The organism is Streptomyces sp. NPDC005195 (genome assembly GCF_040608315.1).
In the GTDB taxonomy this organism is placed as follows: domain Bacteria; phylum Actinomycetota; class Actinomycetes; order Streptomycetales; family Streptomycetaceae; genus Streptomyces; species Streptomyces kaempferi.
On the sequence record NZ_JBEXHZ010000022.1, the window covers coordinates 59,488 to 79,232 of the forward strand.

Sequence of the window (19,745 nt, forward strand, 5' to 3'; positions counted from 1 at the left end):
TGTCAGCCTCGAAAGGACCGCGCCGTGCCGACGTCCCGCGCCAGCGACGCCCCAGCGCAAAACGCCTCCGCCAAGTCGTCCGCGCCGAGCGGTGGTGTCCAGTCCCTCGAGCGTGCCTTCGATCTGCTCGAACGCATGGCCGACGCCGGCGGCGAGGTCGGCCTGAGCGAGCTCTCCGCCAGCAGCGGGCTGCCGCTGCCCACCATCCACCGGCTGATGCGCACGCTGGTGGTCTGCGGTTACGTACGCCAGCAGCCGAACCGCCGCTACGCGCTCGGCCCCCGGCTGATCCGGCTCGGCGAGTCCGCGTCCCGGCTGCTCGGCACCTGGGCCCGCCCCTACCTCGCGCGTCTGGTCGAGGAGACCGGCGAGACGGCGAACATGGCGCTGCTCGACGGGGACGAGGTCGTCTACGTCGCACAGGTGCCGTCCAAGCACTCGATGCGCATGTTCACCGAGGTGGGCCGGCGGGTGCTGCCGCACTCCACGGGCGTGGGCAAGGCCCTGCTCGCGCACACCCCGGCGGACGAGGTGCGCGCGCTGCTCGCCCGTACCGGCATGCCCGCCGCGACGGAGAAGACCATCATCACACCGGACGGTTTCCTCACCGCGCTGGAGGAGGTGCGCCGGCTCGGCTACGCGGTCGACGACAACGAGCAGGAGATCGGCGTCCGTTGCCTCGCCGTCTCCGTTCCCGACTCCCCCACCGCCGCGGCCATCTCGATCTCCGGTCCCGCCGGCCGGGTCACCGAGGCGGCCACGGAGAAGATCGTGCCCGTGTTGCAGCAGGTCGCCGTGGAGCTGTCGGAGGCCCTGGCGAGTTCCGGCCCGAACGCCTGACGGGACCCGCCGCCCGGATCCACGCCGGATCCACGCCTGGAACGCGCCGCCAAGCGCGCCCGGCGCGCACCGAGCCGTCACGGCCCGAGCCGCCGCTGCCGTGACGGCCGACTCGCGCGTCCGGCGGCCGGCCTGCGCATCCACGCACCCAGGGGCACCCCCGGCATCCGCTCCTCCTCCCGCCGATCGGCATCGCTCCGCTCCCCTTCCCGCACCCATGCGTGGGCGGCTTCCCCGCGACTCCCCCCGGGTCCCCGAAGTCGGTAGGCTGATTGGCCTGCCCCACAGGGCCAATCAGAGGGAGTTGGCATGGTGAACGGACCGGTCGTCCACGGAATGGACAGGACGCTGGGAAGCCGGCAGCTCGCCGGGCTGCTGTCCGCCGCGCCCCGCACCGACGGCCGCCTCGGATACCGCGCCCTCGCCGACGGGGTCCGTACGCTGCTCCTGCACGGCCGGATCGCGCTGCACGTCCGGCTGCCCGCCGAGCGCGAACTGGCCTCGACGCTCGGGATCAGCCGCGCCACGGTGACGGCGGCCTACGACCTGTTGCGGGAGGACGGGTTCGCGCGCAGCAGGCGCGGTGCCGGGACGTGGACGGAACTGCCCGACGGTCACCGCCCGGCCAATGTGGCCTCCTTCCCGGCCGCCGACGGGGTGATCGACCTGGCCGTCGCGGCGCCCGGCGCGCCCGAGCCGCAGCTCTCGGAGGCGTTCGCGGAGGCAGCGGGACAGCTGACGCGGCAATCCTCGACGCCCGGTTATCACCCTTACGGGATAACGGAGTTGAGGGCCGCCGTCGCCGAGCGGTTCACCCGGCGCGGGCTGCCGACGCTGCCGGACCAGATCCTCATCACGAACGGTGCGCAGCAGGCCCTCTCGCTGACGCTGGGGCTGCTCGGACGGCCCGGTGACCGCATCCTGGTCGAGAACCCCTCGTATCCGAACGCGCTCGACACGATGCGGCGCATCGGGCTGCGCACCACCCCCGTTCCCGTCACGGAGGACGGCTGGGACCCGGGGCTGATCGACGGCGCGCTGCGGCAGGCGGCGCCCAGGCTCGCGTATCTGATCCCCGACTTCCACAATCCGACGGGCCGTCTGATGCCGCCCGAACAGCGTCTGGCCGTACTGGAGTCGGTGCGCGCGACGGGTACCTGGCTGGTGGTCGACGAGACGATGACGGACATCGCGCTGGAGATGCCCTCGCCCGTCCCGTTCGCCTCGCTCGCCCCGCGGGGGACGGGCGAACAGATCGTGACCGTGGGGTCGTTGAGCAAGACGCACTGGGGCGGGCTGCGGCTCGGCTGGGTGCGCGCGGGGACGCGGCTGATCACGGAACTGGCGACGGCGCGGGTGCCGGTGGACATGGGCGGTTCCGTCCTGAACCAGTTGGTCGCCCTCGGACTGCTGGCGCGCACGGACCAGGTGCTGGCCGAGCGGCTGCCGCGGCTGCGGGCCCAGCGGGACGCGCTCGCCGGGTCGTTGGGCCGCCATCTCCCCGACTGGCGCTGGAAGTTGCCGCCGGGCGGTCTGTCCCTGTGGATCGACCTGGGACGTCCGATCGCGTCGCCGCTGGCCCGCGCGGCTCTCGCCCAGGGGGTGCGCATCGAGGGCGGCGCCCGCTTCGGCGCGGACCCGGGCACCCATGAGTCCCGGCTGCGCTTCCCCTACACCCTGGCGCCGGAGGTGCTCGACGAGGCCGTACGCCGGGTCTCCGCGGCCCTGGACGGCGGGCTCGACGCGGCCGGCGCGGACACCGGACGCCCGCGCTGGGTCGCCTGACCGCGTCCGATCCGGCTACCGCAGCGGCGGCCGTCCGAACAGTTCGACCGCGCTGCGCACCTCCGCGAGGCCTGTCGCCAGCGCGCTGACCGAGCCGATCGCGCCCGCGATCAGCAGCAGGGAGCGGCGCAGCCGCGGGATCTCGGGGGCGCCGCTGAGGGCCATCGCGGCGAGCGCCGCGAGTTCGTCCTCGGCGATGCCCCGGTCGGGGAACTCCGCGGGATGCACCGCGAGTTCACGGCGCAGCCGGGAGACGGCCGTCCGCAGTTCCGCCACTCTCGGGTCCTCGTCGCTGCCGGTCACTGACCTCTGCCCCAAGCTCCGCAACACAGCTCTCTCCCCCCTCGCCCATCCCGGCGCGCGGGTGTCTCGCCCGCACGCCCGCATGTCCTGCGCCCCAGGGCGTCGGTCGGGCACCGAGGGACGCGGGCCAGTAAACGCCACCCGGTGAGGTGGGCGCCACAGCACGGACCGAAATTCAGCCCCCCGAAACCGTGCGGTTGACGCGCGGTCAGGTATGCAGGACGTATGACGCACAGGGAAGACCAGGTCGCCGGGCTGCTCCTCGCGGCGGGCGGCGGGCGGCGCCTCGGCGGGCGGCCCAAGGCGCTGCTCGAACACCGGGGGCGCCCCCTCGTGGAGCACGCCGTCGAAGTGCTGCGAGCGGCCGGGTGCACGCGCGTCCACGTGGTGCTGGGGGCGGACGCCTCCGTCGTTCGGGAGCGGGCACGGCTCGACGGATGCGTGCTCGTCGACAACCTGGAGTGGGAGCGCGGGATGGGCTCGTCCCTGCGGGCCGGGCTCGGCTCGCTCGACGGTACGGGCGCGCGGGCGGCGCTGGTCTCGCTGGTCGACCAGCCCGGCATCGGGCCCGGGGCGGTCGCCCGGGTGCTCGCCGCGTACCGGGACGAGACCTCCCTGGTCTCGGCCGCGTACGAAGGTACGCGTGGCCATCCCGTCCTCTTCGGCGCCGCTCACTGGGCGGGCGTCGCGGCGAGTGCGACCGGCGACCGGGGGGCACGTGCCTATCTCAGGGAGCGGGACGCGGCGATCACCCTCGTCGAGTGCGGGGACGTGGCGGAGCCGTACGACATCGACACGGAGGACGATCTGGGACACCTTGAGTGAGCGGCGTGGCACTGAGCGCCATAGTGCCTCGACCCGGAGAATCTCGATATCAACAAATCATTGAACTTCCACCATGAGGAAACTACTATCCACTGTTCAGAAGCGCCGTGCTGCTCTCCAGGCGCTCACTGCCCTGCCCGGGTCGCCTGGCACCCGGTGCCACGCTCGCTGAAGGAAGTGACAGCTCATGTCCGCACCAGCGCCGTCCCCGCTGGCCATCGTCGACGCCGAGCCCCTGCCCCGGCAGGAAGAGGTCCTCACGGACGCGGCCCTCGCGTTCGTGGCCGAGCTGCACCGGCTGTTCACGCCCCGGCGTGACGAGCTCCTCGCCCGCCGCGCGCTGCGCCGCGCCGAGATCGCCCGCACCTCCACGCTCGACTTCCTCCCGGAGACCGCCGCGATCCGCGCGGACGACTCCTGGAAGGTGGCGCCGGCCCCTGCGGCCCTGAACGACCGCCGGGTGGAGATCACCGGTCCCACCGACCGCAAGATGACCGTCAACGCCCTCAACTCGGGGGCCAGGGTGTGGCTCGCGGACTTCGAGGACGCCTCCGCACCCACCTGGGAGAACGTGGTCACCGGCCAGCTCAACCTGACCGACGCCTACACCCGGAACATCGACTTCACGGACCCGAAGTCCGGCAAGTCGTACGCCCTGAAGGCGGACGAGGATCTCGCGACCGTCGTCATGCGGCCGCGCGGCTGGCACCTGAACGAGCGTCACCTCGTCGCCGCCGACGGCACGGCCGTGCCCGGCGCGCTCGTCGACTTCGGCCTGTACTTCTTCCACAACGCGCGGCGGCTGATCGACCTCGGCAAGGGCCCGTACTTCTATCTCCCGAAGACGGAGTCGCACCTGGAGGCCCGCCTCTGGAACGACGTCTTCGTCTTCGCGCAGGACTACGTCGGCATCCCGCAGGGCACGGTCCGCGCGACCGTCCTCATCGAGACGATCACGGCCGCGTACGAGATGGACGAGATCCTCTACGAACTCCGTGACCACGCCTCCGGGTTGAACGCCGGACGCTGGGACTACCTCTTCTCCATCGTCAAGAACTTCCGCGACGGCGGGCAGAAGTTCGTCCTGCCGGACCGCAACGCGGTCACGATGACGGCCCCGTTCATGCGCGCGTACACCGAACTCCTCGTGCGCACCTGTCACCGGCGCGGCGCGCACGCCATCGGCGGTATGGCGGCCTTCATCCCGTCGCGGCGCGACGAGGAGGTCAACAAGGTCGCGTTCGAGAAGGTCAAGGCGGACAAGGACCGCGAGGCGGGCGACGGGTTCGACGGGTCGTGGGTGGCCCATCCGGACCTCGTCCCGATCGCGATGGCCTCCTTCGACGCGGTCCTCGGCGACCGGCCGAACCAGAAGGACCGGCTGCGCGAGGACGTCTCGGTCGCCGCCGGTGACCTGATCGCCGTCGACTCGCTCGACGTCAAGCCCACCTACGGCGGTCTGGTCAACGCCGTGCAGGTCGGCATCCGTTACATCGAGGCGTGGCTGCGCGGCCTCGGCGCGGTCGCCATCTTCAACCTGATGGAGGACGCGGCGACGGCGGAGATCTCCCGCTCGCAGATCTGGCAGTGGATCAACGCGGGCGTCGTCTTCGAGAACGGTGAGAGCGCCACGCCGGAACTCGCCCGCAAGATCGCCGCCGAGGAACTGGCCGCCATCCGCGCCGAGATCGGCGAGGAGGCCTTCGCCGCGGGCAACTGGCAGCAGGCGCACGACCTGCTGCTGACGGTGTCCCTGGACGAGGACTACGCGGACTTCCTCACGCTGCCCGCCTACGAGCAGCTCACCGGCTGAGCCGCCGAGCCGTCATCTCTCCGAGTGGCCCAGGGACCTGCCCGGGGCCACTCGGTCGCGTACGAGCCTCTTGACCGCCGTCGGTTCCGGGAAGCCGTGCTCGCGGCGGTCCCAGACGATCTCGTCGTCGACGCGGACGACGAAGACGCCGCCGGTGCCGGGCCTGAGGGACAGCTCACCCAGCTCGGTCTCGAACGTGGTGAGCAGCTCCTGCGCCAGCCAGGCCGCGCGCGGGAGCCAGCGGCACTGGGTGCAGTACTCGATCTGCACGCGGTGAGCGCTCGCTGAGGGCGTCGTGGTCATTCGAGATGCACCGACCAATCCTGTTCCGCCGACGGTTTTCCATGCAGGTCCGGCACCCGCTTGAGCCAGTTCGGCCGCTCCCGTTCGGTCCGCGCCGCCCGGTCCGCGTTCTCGGCGGCGAGCTGTTCGCGGCTCGGGAAGTCCGTGGGCAGCCAGGCCGCCGACGCCCTCACCCGGGCGAGGAGGTAGCCGACGTACGCGTCCCGGGCCTCGTCCGGGGTCGCGAAACCGGGCTCGTCCGCGAGCCAGGCGTCCGGCACCTGGGCCGTGACCTCCCGCAGCAGCGACTCCGTCACCCTGGGCGCGAGCTCGGCGTCCGCCGCCCGGGTGTCCGGGGCGCAGCCGCCGAGCGCGTGGTGCCGGAAGTCGTAGGCCCTCTCCGGCGCGGAGGCGTCCCAGCGGTGGTGGAAGACGAGGGCGGCGCCGTGGTCGATCAGCCACAGGCGCGGCGGCGCGATGCCGAACGTGGGCCAGATCATCAGGTTCGAGCTGTGCACCGTGCGGTCGACGTTGACCGTCAGGGCGTCCAGCCAGATCACCCTGCCCGCCTCCAGCGGGTCGACCGCGAAGGTCCTGGCGACCTCCGGGGTGAAGTCCCGCGCGCCCGGCAGATAGTCCATCCCGAGGTTCACCCCGGCGCTGGCGCGCAGCAGGTCCTGGACCTCCTGGTGGGGTTCGTCCTCCGCGACCGCGGGGTCGAAGTGCACGAGGACCAGCTCGGGGAAGCGGAGCCCGAGGGCGCGCGCCAGCTCACCGACGATCACCTCGGCGACCAGCGCCTTGCGGCCCTGCGCGGAGCCCGTGAACTTCACGACGTACGTGCCCAGGTCGTCGGCCTCGACCAGCCCCGGCAGCGAGCCGCCCTCGTGCAGGGGCTCGACGTAGCGGTTCGCGATCACTTCTGTGAGCATTTTCCCAGGCTATCTGGCGGATGGGCCCCATCCTCGGGCACGAGGTGAGCATAGTGGTCGAGTGTGATCGTCGAGGGTGAGAGCCCCGGCCGGCCCGTGGACGCCACCACCGGCACGCCGCCCCCGTGCGGCCCGGGCGGCCGGTGCGGCCGGTGCGGCGCCCGTCGCGGTCACCGGTGGTTCACCGCCGAACCGGCGCCGCTGTCCATGGCAGGCCCCGGTCCCAAGCCCCGGCACGCACACCGCACTTGGACAGGAGGAACGAACATGACCACGACCGACCACGACGACATCGCCGTGCTGGACGCCGCCTTCAAGGCCGACGCGCACGACCGGTACGCGGAACTGCGTGCCCGCGGTCCCATCCACAAGGTGCAGATCCTGCGCGGCCTCGACACCTGGGTGGTGGTGGACCACGACCTGGCGAAGGTCGCTCTGACCCACCCCGCTCTGCTCAAGGACGCGACGCCGGCCGCCGACGCCCTCGAAGCGGTCGGGTTCACCGCTCATCGGCCGGAGTCCGGTCTGGGTGTCAACATGCTCAACGCCGACCCGCCCGACCACACCCGGCTGCGCGGTCTGGTCGCGGCCGCGTTCACCAGGCCCCGGATCGAGGCGCTGCGGCCGCGCGTCGCCGAGATCGCCGAGGGCCTCGCCGACGCGATGGCGCCGCTGGGCACCGCCGACCTCGTCCGGTCGTTCACCGGCCCGCTTCCCGTCCAGGTCATCTCGGAGCTGCTGGGCGTGCCGGAGGACGGCCGCGCCTCGTTCCGCGCGTGGACGTCACAGGCCCTCGGTTCGAAGGCGGAGAGACAACGGGAGGCCTTCGTCAAGCTCAACGGCTATCTGGCCGAACTCGTCGCCGAGAAACAGCGTTCACCCGGTGACGACCTGCTGTCCGCCCTCACCGCGGTGTACGACCAGCGGGACGGCCGGCTGTCGAAGGCCGAGCTGGTGGGCACCGCGAACCTCCTGGTGGTGGCCGGTCACGACACGACGGTGAACCTCCTGGGCAACGCCATGGTGGCGCTGTTACGCCACCCCGAACAGGCGCTGCGGCTGCGTGAACGGCCGGAGCTCCTGCCCGGCGCCGTCGAGGAGTTACTGCGGTTCGACCCGCCGGTCGAGTTCACACCGATGCGGTACGCGGCCGAGGAGATCACCCTCGGCGGCGCCCGGATACCGCGCGGGGGTGCCGTCGTGGTGGCACTGACCTCGGTCGGACGGGCCGACCCCGCCATGTCGGAGACGGAACGCGACGTCCTCGACGTGAGCCGCGCCGACGTCCGTCACCTGTCGTTCGGCCACGGCATCCACCACTGCCTCGGCGCGCCGCTGGCCCGTCTGGAGGCGGAGGTCGGTCTGGAGACACTCCTGCGCCGCTTCCCGGATCTGACCTCGGCGGTGCCGCCGGCCGACATCCCGTGGATACCCGTCGGGCTCATGCGTGGCCCGGTCAGCCTGCCCGTCACCTTCACCCCGGTTCCCGCGACGAACTAGGCCGAATCCGACCGGCGTACGGCCCGGATCCCGTCGAGGACCCCCCGTCGAGGACCATGCGAGGAGGCCCGTTCCGTCCGTGCCACGCGGTGCCACCGTGCCCTGCCGTGCCGTGCCGTGCGTTGCGGCGGCCGGTGTCGGTAGTGGTGGCGGTGGCACGGACGACGGGGCCTGGCAGGTCCGCGCGGGCCGGCGGGCGGCCGGGTCAGTCGCCGGCCAGCGGGTTCGGCAGCGGCAGATAGCGGGCGTCGGCGCCGTCCGCGCCGGTCCAGCGGAGCAGCAGATTCGTCTTGCCGGGCAGCGTGGGGGCGGTGAGCAGGTCCGTGACCGCGTCCGTGATCCCGGGCAGGCCGTGCCCGGCCAGTACGGTCCGTACGGCGGGCCAGGGGTCCCAGCCCGGGTGCCGCTCCGCGAGCAGGACGGCCAGCTCGATCACGTTGTTGACGATCAGGCAGTAGACCAGCCGCTCCCACCCGGCAGCCCGGTCCACGTCCGTCAGGAGTTTCACGCCCTCCGCGTCCCGGAACAGCGCCTGGACGGGCGTGCCGTCGGCGTCCACGGCCACCAGGGTGTTCTGCAGGTGCGCCTCCAGGACGACACCATGGCGCGCGAACGCCTCCAGCACCGGCGGTACGACGTGACGCAGATACGCCGCCCACCAGGCGGACGGATCGCCGAGTCCGTCGAGGGGGCTGCCCTCGAAGCCCTCCACGAGGGCGGCCGCGAGCAGCGGTGTGGCGCCCGGCGCGACGTGCTCGCGCAGCCCGTCGCGGACGAGGACGGCGAGCTCCTCGAAGGCGAAGTCGGCGGTCCGGTACCCCCGGTCGCTCAGCCAGGCCGCGGGGGCACCCGGTGGTGTGCGGTCCGTGGGCGTGCTCGCCGTACGGTCCGCCGGGGCGCTCATGGCCGTGAAGGCGGCCGCGGTCGCCGCGTCCGTGCGGCGCAGCTTCAGCAGGTCGTGCCGCCACAGTCGGCGGATGTCGTTGGTGATGCGCACGTCGAGGCTGAACTTGACGAAGAGGTCGTCCTCGGGCGCGTACAGCGTGCGGATGGCGGCCGTCGGCCACAGCGGGCGCGCCGTGCGGCCGAGGCGGACCAGCCGGCCGTCGGCGAAGGCGGCCAGGATCGCCGGGCGGGAGCCGGCCAGGTCGAGCTGCCAGGGGTGGGCCGGCAGCAGCCGGTAGCCGGCCGGTGCCTGTCCGAAGACGTCGAGCGGCGCGGTGTCGCCCTCCTCGACGACCGCGTCCTCCCGCACGGCGAGCAGTTCCAGCGGGAAGCCGGCGTACGCCTCGGGCGCGTACGGCAGCCAGCCGGCGGCGGGGCCGCCGCCGCGTGCCTTGGGCGCCGGGTGGTACGGATGCCCGGTGAGCAGGGACTGCTCGGAGCGCACGTACGGGTCGGCCGGCGGCTTCGCGACGGAGCGCGCGGCGAGCAGGGCGGCGACCGTGTCCCGGCTGTCGGTCATCTCCGCGGGCAGCTCGGAGTTGGGCAGACCGGTGAGGAGGAGCAGTTCCCCCGCGGTGAGCTGGACCAGCGCGGTGTGGTCGAGCCGCTGCCAGGCGCCGTCGGCGTACACCTCGGGAGCGTGGGGCCGTCGTGTGCCCCGCACCCGCATCAGCCGGCCACTGGCGCGGAGCCGGAACGTACCGGGGTCCCCGGCGGGCTCCGCCGCCTCCCGCAGCAGACAATTGAGCAGCGGCGCGGCGGCGTACGCGTCGGCGGTGTCTTCACCCTCTCCGTCGCTCCCGGCGGGCGGTGGCAGTCTGGGGGGCATGGAGTCCACGCGATCCATTCGTTCCCTACGGTGCACTGGTGATCATTATGTCTGTCGGCGCGTGCGACCGCGACGCAGTCCCCGTATCCAAGGAGCCCGACCGTGCACCGTCTCCCCATGCCCGAGGCCGAAGCCGTGCTCGCCGACGAGCTGAGCAGCGTGCGCCCGGACCTGTCGGCGCCGTACGCGGCGGGCCTGCCCGGCGCCCGGGCCGCCGTGCTGACCCGGCTGTGGCGGGCGCTGGCCCATGAGCCGCTGCCGTGGATCGCGCGTCGCGAGCGGGGGCGCGAGGGTCTCACGCTGTACCTCGCCGACGGGCGGCGGCTGCACGGCCCGCACGCGGACCCGTACGCCACCACCGCGTACGTGACCGAGCTGCGGCTCGACGGCCGGCCCTACGACCGTCCGGACCGGTTGATGACGGCCCTGGAGGTCCCGCACGCCCGCGCCTTCGCGGCCGAACTCGGCCACAGTGCCGCGTCGCTGGCCCTGTCCCGTACGCGGCCCGCCCCGGCCGGCCCGGAACCCGCGGCGAGCTGGGAGTGGGAGCAGTTGGTGACCGACGGGCATCCCTACCACCCGAACTGCCGCTCCCGTCCCGGTTTCTCGGCGGCCGAGCAGCTCGCGTACGGCCCGGAGCACCGGCCGGTCGTGGAGCTGGGGCTGGTCGCCGTGGACGACTGCCTGGTGCGCGGCGAGTGGCCCAAGTGGCTGCGGGACGAGGACCGTGTGCTGATCCCGGTGCACCCCTGGCAGGCGGCGCATGTCCTCGACCGGGGCCACCAAGAGGGTTTCGCCGCCCATCCGTTGATGTCGCTGCGGACTCTGGCACTGCCGGACGGCCCGCATGTCAAGACGGCCCTGAGCGCCCGGCTGACCTCCTCCGTCCGGGACATCTCGGTCTACTCGATCGAGACCTCGGCGACGGTCTCGGCGTTCGCGGAGGAGATCGCGGCCCGCATGGACGGTCTGCTGCACGTGACCCGCACCCTGGGCGCCGTCTCGGCCCACTCCCCCGCTCTGGCGGCGGTGCTGCGCGAGTCGCCTGACCTGTACGCCCGCGACGGCGAGCGTGTCGTCCCGGTGGCCGCCCTCGCGGCCACCGGGCTCACCCGGACCCCGGGCTGGACGGCGAAGTTCGCCCGTCTCACGCTCACCGTGGGGCTGCGGCTGCTCGACCTGGGGGTGGCCCTGGAGGCGCACGGACAGAACCTCCTCGTCGTGCTGTCGGCCACCGGTGAGCCGCTGCGGCTCGTCTACCGCGACCTGGCGGACATCCGCGTCAGCCCGCTCCGGCTGGCCCGGCACGGCATCGCGGCCCCCGCGATGTCCGGACGGATCGTCACGGACGACGAGACCACGCTGCGCCGGAAGCTGTTCGGCTCGCTGGTCGCCGGCGCTCTGGGCGCGACGGCGGGCTCCTCGGCCGTACTGCGCGAGGAGCTGGCGGCCGTCGTGGACGATCTGCCCCGCACCCCGGACCTCGTGGCACTGCTCGACGGGCCCCTGCCGACCAAGGCGTTGACCCTGATGAGGCTGTCCCCGGAGACTCCCGGGGACATCTGGGCACAGCTTCCCGGCCCGTTCACCGGCCGCGCGTCCTGAAGATCGTTTTGAAGCCCGGCCCCTTTGATCAATAGGATCCGGCGATGATCACAAGACAACGGCTGGCGGCGGGAGTCTGCGCCCTGCTCGCCGCCCTGACGGCCGGGATGGCCTTCCCGGCCGGAGCGGTCGCCGACGAAACGGCGGCGCAGGCCGCCCCCAAGGTCGAACTCGTGCTGGACGTCAGCGGTTCGATGCGGGCGAACGACATAGACGGCGGATCACGGATGGCCGCCGCGAAGCAGGCGTTCAACGAGGTGCTCGACGCGACACCCGAGGAGGTCCAGCTCGGCATACGCACCCTCGGCGCCAACTACCGCGGGAACGACCGCAAGACGGGCTGCAAGGACACCGCCCAGCTGTATCCGGTGGGAACACTGGACCGCACGGAGGCGAAGACCGCCGTCGCGACCCTGACCCCGACCGGCTGGACACCGATCGGCCCCGCACTCCTCAAGGCCGCCGCCGACCTGGACGGTGGCGACGGCACCCGGCGCATCGTCCTCATCAGCGACGGCGAGGACACCTGTCAGCCGCTCGACCCCTGCGAGGTGGCCCGGGAGATCGCCGCCAAGGGGGTCGGCCTCACCATCGACACGCTCGGGCTGGTGCCCGACGCCAAGACCCGCGACCAGCTCAGCTGTATCGCGGACGCGACCGGGGGCACCTACACCTCGGTCCAGCACAAGGAAGAACTCACCGATCGCGTCGGCCAGTTGGTCGACCGGGCGGCCGATCCGGTGGCGACGCCGGTCGCCGTCGAGGGCGCCGACGCCTGCGCCAAGGCCCCGGCACTGAAGTCCGGGCTCTACACCGACCGTGAGGAGTTCGCGCAGCACCGCTGGTACCGGGTGGACGTCGAGCCGGGCAAGGAACTGCGCGCCTCGGTGAGCGTCGCGGCCGACCGCGCCGTCCACCCCGACTACGGGGTGCTGCTGCGCGCCGTCACGGTGCACGGACGGGAGATCGTGCGGGGCGAGGCGGCGGGCGACGGCCGTACCGACGTCATCTCGACCGGTCTGCGCTATCCGAAGGCGAAGAGCGACGACGAGGACGCCCCGGCCGAGACCGTGTGTCTCCAGGTGTCCAACTCCTTCTCGGCGGCGAGTGGTGTGAAGACCACGCCCGGCATGCCGCTGGAGCTGACGGTCGACGTCGTCGACGGGCCGGACCAGGCGAGCGACGTGGCCTCCTTCGGCCTCGGGCGCGGCTGGTGGCTGCTCGGCGCCCTCGTGATCATCGGCTTCCTCGCAGGTGTGCTGTGGGGATGGATCTCCCGCCTGCGGATCGCTGTCTGGAGGAGCAACTGATGCGTTTCGGACGTGTGTTGAGTACGGCTCTGCTGCTGCTCGGGGTCGCGGCGGCACCCGCCGTCGCCGACTCCTCGCCCTCGCCGAGCCCGTCGGGTGACGACAGCGCGCCCACCCGGGCCGGTACGTCGTTCCGTACGGCGACCGAGATCGAGCAGGGCACTCGGGCGACCGCCAGCGGGTCCGCGGGCGACTACCTGTACTGGTCGTTCCCCGCGGACGCCGGTCAACGGCCCACCGTGAAGGCGACGGTGAAGCTGCCGGAGGCCTCCACGCGGGGGGCTTCCGAGACCTGGCAGGTCGACGTGTACGACGGGCTGCGGCGGCGCCAGGCGTGCCAGTACGGGGCGCAGACGCGGACGGCGGCGCGGGACGCGGCCACCGTGGAGCTGTCCTGCACCCTGCGTACCGTGCGTGCCTGGTCGGAGACCTGGGCCGACGACCCGCTGCCGGGCACGTACTACATCCGGCTGACGGCCACCGGACTGCCGGCGTCCGAACTGGGCCTGCCGGTCGGCGCGGAGGTGAAGGTCGGCTCCAAGGACATCGGCGGCGCGGCGGCGGTGGACGGTTCGCTGGGCAAGCCGCTGGTGCCCGGGATCGCGACGAGCGCCAAGGAGTCCGACTCCGGTTCCGGCTCTTCGAAGACCGCTCTGTCGTCGATCGAGCCCGACGACGGCTGGACCTCCGGCTGGTGGTCCGACCGCTGGGTGTGGACCGCGATCGGCGGCATCCTCGCGGCGCTCGCGGGGATCGGCGGCTACGCGCTGACCCGCGGATCGGGACGGCCCTCCCGGGTGCCCCCGGGCCTCTAGGGCCCCGGTGCCGTACGGCGGCGGGGACGCCCGTACGACGGCGAGGGCCCGCCGTGCTCCCCCCACAGCACGGCGGGCCCCGTCCCCGTCCGGCACGTCACCCGTCCGGGCCCCGGTCCGGCGGGCGGCGTGCGGGACACCCCGCGCTCGGTCGGGCCGCCGCCGTCGCAACGGCGTTCGCACCGGCCGGGATTGCCACCCTGTGGTCGCCGCCCCGCCGCGCGCAATGCTTTCGAGCACGCTGGAAGTGTCCGGCGCGGGCGGCACGCCCTCGTCGCGGAGTACGCCACCGAACACGCGGCCGGCACACCGGTGTCACTCCCCGCGCAGCACCTTGGCGAGGGTGCTCTCCCCCGTGACCCCGATACGGCCCTCCCGCACCGCCTCCAGCACGGTCGAGGCCCCGCGGCTCACCGCCGTGCAGGTCGCGGTGTCCAGGGACAGCCGGACGTCCGGCTCCTGCGGGGCGGGCCCGTCCCCGTAGACAGGGCCGTCCTCGGCGCCCAGCCTGACATGGAACTCGCCCTCCTCCAGCCGGACTTCGACCAGTCCCTGGCCCTCCCCCGCGAGGCCCCGCAGCAGGGGCAGCGCGAACCAGTGCGCCCGTACGGCGTCGGTGGCCCCGCGCTCGCCGAGAGCGGGCGCACCCCATTCCCCGAGCGCCTGCAGAACCGGGAGCAACCCGGCTCCCCGGTCCGTGAGTTCGTAGACGTACACGGCGCCGGGCGGCGGCAGCCTGCGCCGGGTGGCCAGCCCGTCGCGCTCCATGTCCCTGAGCCGGGAGGCGAGGACGTCCGTGCTCACGCCGGGCAGATCCGCGTGCAGATCGGTGTAGCGGCGCGGGCCGCCGAGCAGCTCACGGACGATCAGAAGGGTCCAGCGGTCACCTACGGCGTCGAGCGCGCGGGCCGCGGAACAGTACTGGTCGTAGCTTCGGCGAGGTGACATGCGACGCAGTCTAGACATGTTGTTGGACTTTCCAAGCGTCTACTTGGTAAAACCAAGCAACACCACGAACCGGAGGACGCAGCTCATGGAGTTCCGGCAGTCCAGCAAGCTCAGCGAGGTCTGTTACGAGATCCGTGGCCCGGTGATCGAGCACGCCGACGCACTGGAGGCGGCCGGCCACAGCGTGCTGCGCCTCAACACCGGCAACCCCGCGCTCTTCGGTTTCGAGGCGCCGGAGGAGATCCTCCAGGACATGATCCGGATGCTGCCCCAGGCGCACGGGTACACCGATTCGCGCGGTGTCCTCTCCGCCCGCAGGGCCGTCGCCCAGCGGTACCAGGACCGTGGCCTGGAGGTGGACGTGGACGACGTCCTCCTCGGCAACGGCGTCTCCGAACTCGTCTCGATGGCCGTCCAGGCCCTGGTCGAGGACGGCGACGAAGTACTCATCCCCGCACCGGACTTCCCGCTCTGGACCGCCGTCACCACGCTCGCGGGCGGCAAGGCGGTGCACTACCTCTGCGACGAACAGTCGGACTGGTACCCGGACCTGGCCGACATGGCGTCGAAGATCACCAACCGGACCCGCGCCGTCGTCATCATCAACCCGAACAACCCCACCGGCGCCGTCTATCCGAAGGAGGTCGTCGAGGGCATCCTCGACCTCGCCCGCCGGCACGGCCTGATGGTCTTCGCGGACGAGATCTACGACCAGATCCTCTACGACGACGCGGTCCACCACTCGGCCGCGGCGCTCGCCCCCGACCTGGTGGTCCTGACCTTCTGCGGTCTGTCGAAGACGTACCGGGTGGCGGGCTTCCGCTCGGGCTGGCTGGTGGTGACGGGCCCCAAGCAGCACGCCCGCAACTACCTGGAGGGCCTGACGATGCTGGCCTCCATGCGGCTGTGCGCCAACGCGCCCGCCCAGTACGCCATCCAGGCCGCGCTCGGCGGCCGCCAGTCCATCCACGAGCTGACCGCGCCGGGCGGCCGGCTGCGCGAACAGCGCGACCGGGCCTGGGAGAAGCTCAACGAGATCCCGGGCGTCTCCTGCGTCAAGCCGAAGGGCGCGCTGTACGCCTTCCCGCGCATCGACCCCGAGGTGCACCGCATCCACGACGACGAGCGGTTCGTCCTGGACCTGCTGCTCCGCGAGAAGATCCAGGTCGTCCAGGGCACCGGCTTCAACTGGCCCCGCCCCGACCACTTCCGCATCCTCACCCTCCCGCACGTCGACGACCTGGACGCGGCGATCAGCCGGATCGGGCGGTTCCTGAGCGGGTACCGGCAGTAGGGCGCGAGGGCCGAACCCGCGGGCGGAAGCCGCGACATCCACGTTCAGGTCACTCAGCGTGGCCGGTCGTCACTAGGCTGGGCACCGACATCGGTGATACGCGGGTCACTGTCCGGTCGCGGTCCGACGCCGTCCGGCCCGCGCCGTGTGGAGGTGCGGGACATGGACGTCACGGCCGACGAGCCGCGGCTGGAAGGCAACGACGACGAGTCGGCGGCCGTGCTGCGCACGGTGGGCAAGGTCATCAAGATGTGGCGCGAGCGGGCCGCGCTCAAGCAGTCCGAACTGGGCACCGCGATCGGGTACAGCGAGGAACAGGTGTCGTCCGTGGAGCGCGGACGACGGGCGCCGAGAAGGCAGTTCCTCGAAGCGGCGGACCATGCGCTCGGTGCGGCCGGAATGATCGCCGGGCTGGCGAAGGACGTGGAGGAGGCCCGGTACCCGAAGAAGGTGCGGGATCTGGCGAAGCTGGAGGGTGAGGCGGTCGAGATCTGCGCGTACGGCAACACGGTGGTCCACGGTCTGCTGCAGACCGAGGAGTACGCGCGAGCCCTGTACGGCATGCGTCGCCCGCTGTTCACGGAGGACCAGATGGAAAGACTGGTCGCGGCGCGGCTGGCACGCCAGGAGATCTTCGCTCAACAGCCGCCTCCCATCTCCAGTTTCGTGCAGGAGGAGGTGACGCTGCGCCGTCCGCTCGGAGGCAGGACGGTGATGCGTCGACAACTCGAACACCTCTTGGACATCGGGCGGCGGCGTGATGTCGAGATCCAGGTCATGCCCACGGACCGCGAGGACCACGCGGGACTCGCCGGGTCGCTCCATCTGCTGAAGCTCCGAGGAGGCGACACGGTGGGACACAACGAGGTCCAGCTCACCAGTCGGCTGATCTCCGACCCCAAGGAGACTCAGGTCCTGGAGATCCGCTATGGGATCATCCGGGCCCAGGCCCTCACGCCGCGGGATTCGCTGGCCTTCATCGAGAAAGTGCTGGGAGAGACATGACCACCGGTAGGTCCGAGCTGAAGTGGTACAAGAGCAGCTACAGCACGAACGACGGCCCTGAGTGCGTCGAGGTCGCCGCCGCCTCGCACACGGTCCACATACGCGACTCAAAGAACATCGACGGCCCCCTCCTCGGCTTCACCCCGGACCACTGGACCGCCTTCGTCACCTTCGCGGTCGCCTCCTCCCCCTCCTGACGGCCACGCCCCACCCGTGCGCGTCCGCGGAGTCGGAGGTCCGGGCTCGTAGCCTGGGTCGCGTGAACCTTCGGCGAGCAGAGGAACCACCACCATGGGCGACCTCCTTCTCGTGCGGCACGGCGAGACCGAGTGGTCCTTGTCCGGGCGGCACACCGGATCGACCGACATCCCGTTGACCGAGAACGGCCGCGAGCAGGCGCGGCGACTGGCCCCGCTGATCGCCTCGTTCCACATCTCCGCCGCGTTCGTCAGCCCGATGCGGCGGGCACGGGAGACGGCGCGGCTGGCCAGGGTCGAGGCGGCGCGGGTCGACGCGGACCTGTGCGAGTGGGACTACGGCGGGTACGAAGGTGTGACGACCGTGGAGATCCACCGGGCCCGGCCCGACTGGTTCCTCTTCGACGACGGTGTCGCGCCCGGACCGCCGGAGCATCCCGGGGAGAGCCCCGAGCAGGTCGGAGCGCGCGCGGAACGGATGCTGGCCAAGATCGACGCGACTCTCGCCGAGGTGCAGGGCAGTGTCGCCGTCTTCTCCCACGGGCACTTCCTGCGGGTGCTGACGGCGCGACGGCTGGGGCTGCCCGCGGAGGCCGGCGCGCTGTTCCAGCTCGCCACCGGGACCGTGAGCCGGCTGAGCACCGAGCACCGCCGGCATGTGGTGGCCGGCTGGAATGTCAGACCCGCCTCGTAGTCTTCGCATGGACCGGCACCGGCCGGGTCCAGGGGAAGGGGTGCGCCATGACACGACCGCCGACTGCCGCGCAGCGGCGTGTGATCGACGCCGCCGACCCCGTGACCGGCCGGCTGAAGGGCACCGAGGGCCAGATCGCGGCGCTGGTGAAGCGCGGGCTCGCCTTCCGGCATCCGCGTCCGCCGCACGCCCACTTCCTGACGCCCGCCGGACATCGCGTGCGGGAGACCCCCGAGGCGGTCGCGGAAACCCCCGAGGCCGTCCCGGTGACGCCCGCTCCCCCGGCCGCCGACGCGGGGGTGTTCGCCGCGCGGATCGGCGGCGAGGAGACCGCGGCGAGCGGGCCCTCCCGTCGGCGTGAGGTGCGCAGCGCCTGGGAGGGGCTCCTGGAGCTGCGCCGGATGACCCATCCGGACGGCGCGGTGGACCGCCCGTGCGGGTGGGAGCGTACGCATCTGGTGCAGGCGGCCGCGCTCGCCCTGGAGGCCGCCGGGCACCGCCCGGCGGGTGCGGACGCCGCCGACGGCGGCTACCGGGTACGGGCGACACCGCAGCCGGAGGCCGTCGCCGTTCACGAGCCCGACCCCGGCGCGCTGCGGGCCTGCGCGGCCACGCTGGAGAAGGCGGGCTGGCAGACCGGCGAGTACACGGAGCCTCGTACGGGCGTGCGGTACGCGCTGGCGTCTCCCCGGCGCGTCTGAGGCACGCCGGTCACTCGGTCCGTCCCCGTGCCGCCGCCGATCCGGACGTCGTGGGCCGCGGTGACCCGGCGACCCTCACGCGGTGGCGCTCGGCCCGGTCCGTCAGGGACAGCGGGCCGAGTGAATGCCCAAACTGCCTGCCTTTAGGGCCTGTTGGCCGGGACGCGTCGCCAAGTCACCTTCTCCTGAAGGGTATTCGCCGCGTCCAATCTCTGGTAGGAAACCTTCCTAACAGTAAGTGGACGCCTCACTCCCCTCATCGGAGGTACCGTGCACACCCCCCACATCCACACCTCACGACGCACCCTGCTCGCTCTGATAGGAGCCTCACTGGTGGCAGGTCCGGTCCTCGCGGCGCAGTCCGCGAGCGGTGCCGCGGCCGTCGGCCTGGACGACCCGGCGAAGAAGGAGATCGCCATGAAGCTGGTCTCCAGTGCGGAGAACTCCTCGCTGGACTGGAAGGCGCAGTACAAGTACATCGAGGACATCGGCGACGGCCGCGGCTACACCGCCGGGATCATCGGCTTCTGTTCGGGCACCGGTGACATGCTCGACCTCGTCGAGCTGTACACGCAGCGTAAGCCCGGCAACGTCCTCGCCAAGTACCTGCCCGCGCTGCGCGACGTGGACGGCAGCGACTCGCACCAGGGCCTGGACCCCGGCTTCCCCGCCGACTGGCGCAAGGCCGCCCAGGACACGGCGTTCCAGCAGGCCCAGAACGACGAGCGCGACCGGGTCTACTTCAACCCGGCCGTCCAGCGGGGCAAGGCCGACGGCATCGGTGTGCTCGGCCAGTTCACCTACTACGACGCCATCGTCATGCACGGCGACGGCACGGACAGCACCAGCTTCAGCAGCATCCGCAAGCGGGCGCTGGCCAAGGCGAAGCCGCCGGCCCAGGGCGGCGACGAGGTGACGTATCTGAACGCCTTCCTCGACGCCCGGGTCTGGGCGATGAAGCAGGAGGAGGCGCACTCCGACACCAGCCGGGTCGACACCGAGCAGCGGGTGTTCGTCAAGAACCGGAACCTCAACCTGAACACACCGCTCGACTGGAAGGTGTACGGGGACAGTTACCACATCGGCTGACGGCCCCGGGCCCGACGGCGCGGGGCGCGGCAC

19 protein-coding genes are annotated in these 19,745 nt (G+C 72.2%); 14 read left to right on the forward strand and 5 right to left on the reverse strand.

The genetic code is table 11. The features are described 5' to 3' along the window. The first annotated feature begins 24 nt into the window (after positions 1–24). Positions 25–840, forward strand: coding sequence for an IclR family transcriptional regulator (locus ABZV34_RS22500; RefSeq protein ID WP_356279307.1), 816 nt, complete (start codon positions 25–27; stop codon positions 838–840). Between the two features lie 309 nt (positions 841–1,149). Then, positions 1,150–2,625, forward strand: a complete 1,476-nt coding sequence (locus ABZV34_RS22505) for a PLP-dependent aminotransferase family protein (protein WP_356279310.1) — start codon at positions 1,150–1,152, stop codon at positions 2,623–2,625. 15 nt (positions 2,626–2,640) lie between these two features. Here the strand turns inward: ABZV34_RS22505 and ABZV34_RS22510 are convergent, their stop codons facing one another. Then, positions 2,641–2,955: a DUF5955 family protein gene (locus tag ABZV34_RS22510; RefSeq protein WP_356279313.1), complete on the reverse strand. Its 315-nt coding sequence runs from the start codon at positions 2,953–2,955 to the stop codon at positions 2,641–2,643. A 198-nt stretch (positions 2,956–3,153) separates the two neighbouring features. On the opposite strand from ABZV34_RS22510, the gene ABZV34_RS22515 reads away from it, so the two are divergent. Next, a complete protein-coding gene (locus ABZV34_RS22515) occupies positions 3,154–3,753 on the forward strand; it encodes a nucleotidyltransferase family protein (RefSeq protein WP_356279316.1) in 600 nt (199 codons plus the stop codon). Positions 3,754–3,940: 187 nt separating this feature from the next. Then, on the forward strand, positions 3,941–5,566 hold the full coding sequence (gene aceB, locus ABZV34_RS22520) for a malate synthase A (RefSeq protein WP_356279319.1): 1,626 nt from the start codon (positions 3,941–3,943) through the stop codon (positions 5,564–5,566). A 12-nt stretch (positions 5,567–5,578) separates the two neighbouring features. Here aceB and ABZV34_RS22525 read toward each other — a convergent pair whose 3' ends face one another. Together ABZV34_RS22525 and ABZV34_RS22530 are read right to left on the reverse strand one after the other, a co-directional pair. Further along, positions 5,579–5,869 (reverse strand): SelT/SelW/SelH family protein, encoded by a 291-nt coding sequence (locus ABZV34_RS22525; protein ID WP_356279322.1) that lies wholly within the window; start codon positions 5,867–5,869, stop codon positions 5,579–5,581. Continuing rightward, positions 5,866–6,780, reverse strand: coding sequence for a HipA family kinase (locus tag ABZV34_RS22530; protein WP_356279325.1), 915 nt, complete (start codon positions 6,778–6,780; stop codon positions 5,866–5,868). Before ABZV34_RS22530 ends, ABZV34_RS22525 begins: the two co-directional genes overlap by 4 nt. A 267-nt stretch (positions 6,781–7,047) precedes the next feature. On the opposite strand from ABZV34_RS22530, the gene ABZV34_RS22535 reads away from it, so the two are divergent. Continuing rightward, positions 7,048–8,280 (forward strand): cytochrome P450, encoded by a 1,233-nt coding sequence (locus ABZV34_RS22535; protein ID WP_356279328.1) that lies wholly within the window; start codon positions 7,048–7,050, stop codon positions 8,278–8,280. A 205-nt stretch (positions 8,281–8,485) separates the two neighbouring features. On the opposite strand, the gene ABZV34_RS22540 is transcribed toward ABZV34_RS22535, so the two are convergent. Beyond that, positions 8,486–10,054: an IucA/IucC family protein gene (locus ABZV34_RS22540; protein ID WP_356279331.1), complete on the reverse strand. Its 1,569-nt coding sequence runs from the start codon at positions 10,052–10,054 to the stop codon at positions 8,486–8,488. A 102-nt stretch (positions 10,055–10,156) separates the two neighbouring features. On the opposite strand from ABZV34_RS22540, the gene ABZV34_RS22545 reads away from it, so the two are divergent. From ABZV34_RS22545 to ABZV34_RS22555, 3 genes are read left to right on the forward strand one after another with little or no spacing between them, the layout of a single operon-like run. Beyond that, complete coding sequence (locus ABZV34_RS22545; RefSeq protein WP_356279334.1) at positions 10,157–11,659, forward strand: IucA/IucC family siderophore biosynthesis protein; 1,503 nt, start codon at positions 10,157–10,159, stop codon at positions 11,657–11,659. A gap of 44 nt (positions 11,660–11,703) precedes the next feature. Next, complete coding sequence (locus ABZV34_RS22550; protein ID WP_356279337.1) at positions 11,704–12,969, forward strand: VWA domain-containing protein; 1,266 nt, start codon at positions 11,704–11,706, stop codon at positions 12,967–12,969. After that, the gene (locus tag ABZV34_RS22555; RefSeq protein WP_356279340.1) at positions 12,969–13,784 is read left to right on the forward strand and encodes a hypothetical protein; all 816 of its coding nucleotides are present in this window, start codon (positions 12,969–12,971) and stop codon (positions 13,782–13,784) included. The genes ABZV34_RS22550 and ABZV34_RS22555 overlap by 1 nt, the downstream gene beginning before the upstream one ends. A gap of 315 nt (positions 13,785–14,099) precedes the next feature. Here the strand turns inward: ABZV34_RS22555 and ABZV34_RS22560 are convergent, their stop codons facing one another. Further along, positions 14,100–14,732 (reverse strand): helix-turn-helix domain-containing protein, encoded by a 633-nt coding sequence (locus ABZV34_RS22560; protein ID WP_356279343.1) that lies wholly within the window; start codon positions 14,730–14,732, stop codon positions 14,100–14,102. Between the two features lie 85 nt (positions 14,733–14,817). Between ABZV34_RS22560 and ABZV34_RS22565 the strand changes: the two genes are divergently transcribed. From ABZV34_RS22565 to ABZV34_RS22590, 6 genes are all read left to right on the forward strand, one after another. Beyond that, positions 14,818–16,026, forward strand: a complete 1,209-nt coding sequence (locus ABZV34_RS22565; protein ID WP_356279346.1) for a pyridoxal phosphate-dependent aminotransferase — start codon at positions 14,818–14,820, stop codon at positions 16,024–16,026. A gap of 162 nt (positions 16,027–16,188) precedes the next feature. Beyond that, positions 16,189–17,031: a helix-turn-helix transcriptional regulator gene (locus ABZV34_RS22570; RefSeq protein ID WP_356279349.1), complete on the forward strand. Its 843-nt coding sequence runs from the start codon at positions 16,189–16,191 to the stop codon at positions 17,029–17,031. Further along, positions 17,028–17,228 carry a DUF397 domain-containing protein gene (locus ABZV34_RS22575; protein ID WP_356279352.1) on the forward strand — a complete coding sequence of 67 codons (201 nt, stop codon included), beginning with the start codon at positions 17,028–17,030 and terminating at the stop codon, positions 17,226–17,228. Before ABZV34_RS22570 ends, ABZV34_RS22575 begins: the two co-directional genes overlap by 4 nt. Before the next feature lie 94 nt (positions 17,229–17,322). Continuing rightward, a complete protein-coding gene (locus ABZV34_RS22580; RefSeq protein ID WP_356279355.1) occupies positions 17,323–17,922 on the forward strand; it encodes a histidine phosphatase family protein in 600 nt (199 codons plus the stop codon). Positions 17,923–17,969: 47 nt separating this feature from the next. After that, positions 17,970–18,623 (forward strand): hypothetical protein, encoded by a 654-nt coding sequence (locus ABZV34_RS22585; protein ID WP_356279358.1) that lies wholly within the window; start codon positions 17,970–17,972, stop codon positions 18,621–18,623. A gap of 270 nt (positions 18,624–18,893) precedes the next feature. Next, positions 18,894–19,712: a chitosanase gene (locus tag ABZV34_RS22590; RefSeq protein WP_356279361.1), complete on the forward strand. Its 819-nt coding sequence runs from the start codon at positions 18,894–18,896 to the stop codon at positions 19,710–19,712. Positions 19,713–19,745 lie beyond the last annotated feature (33 nt).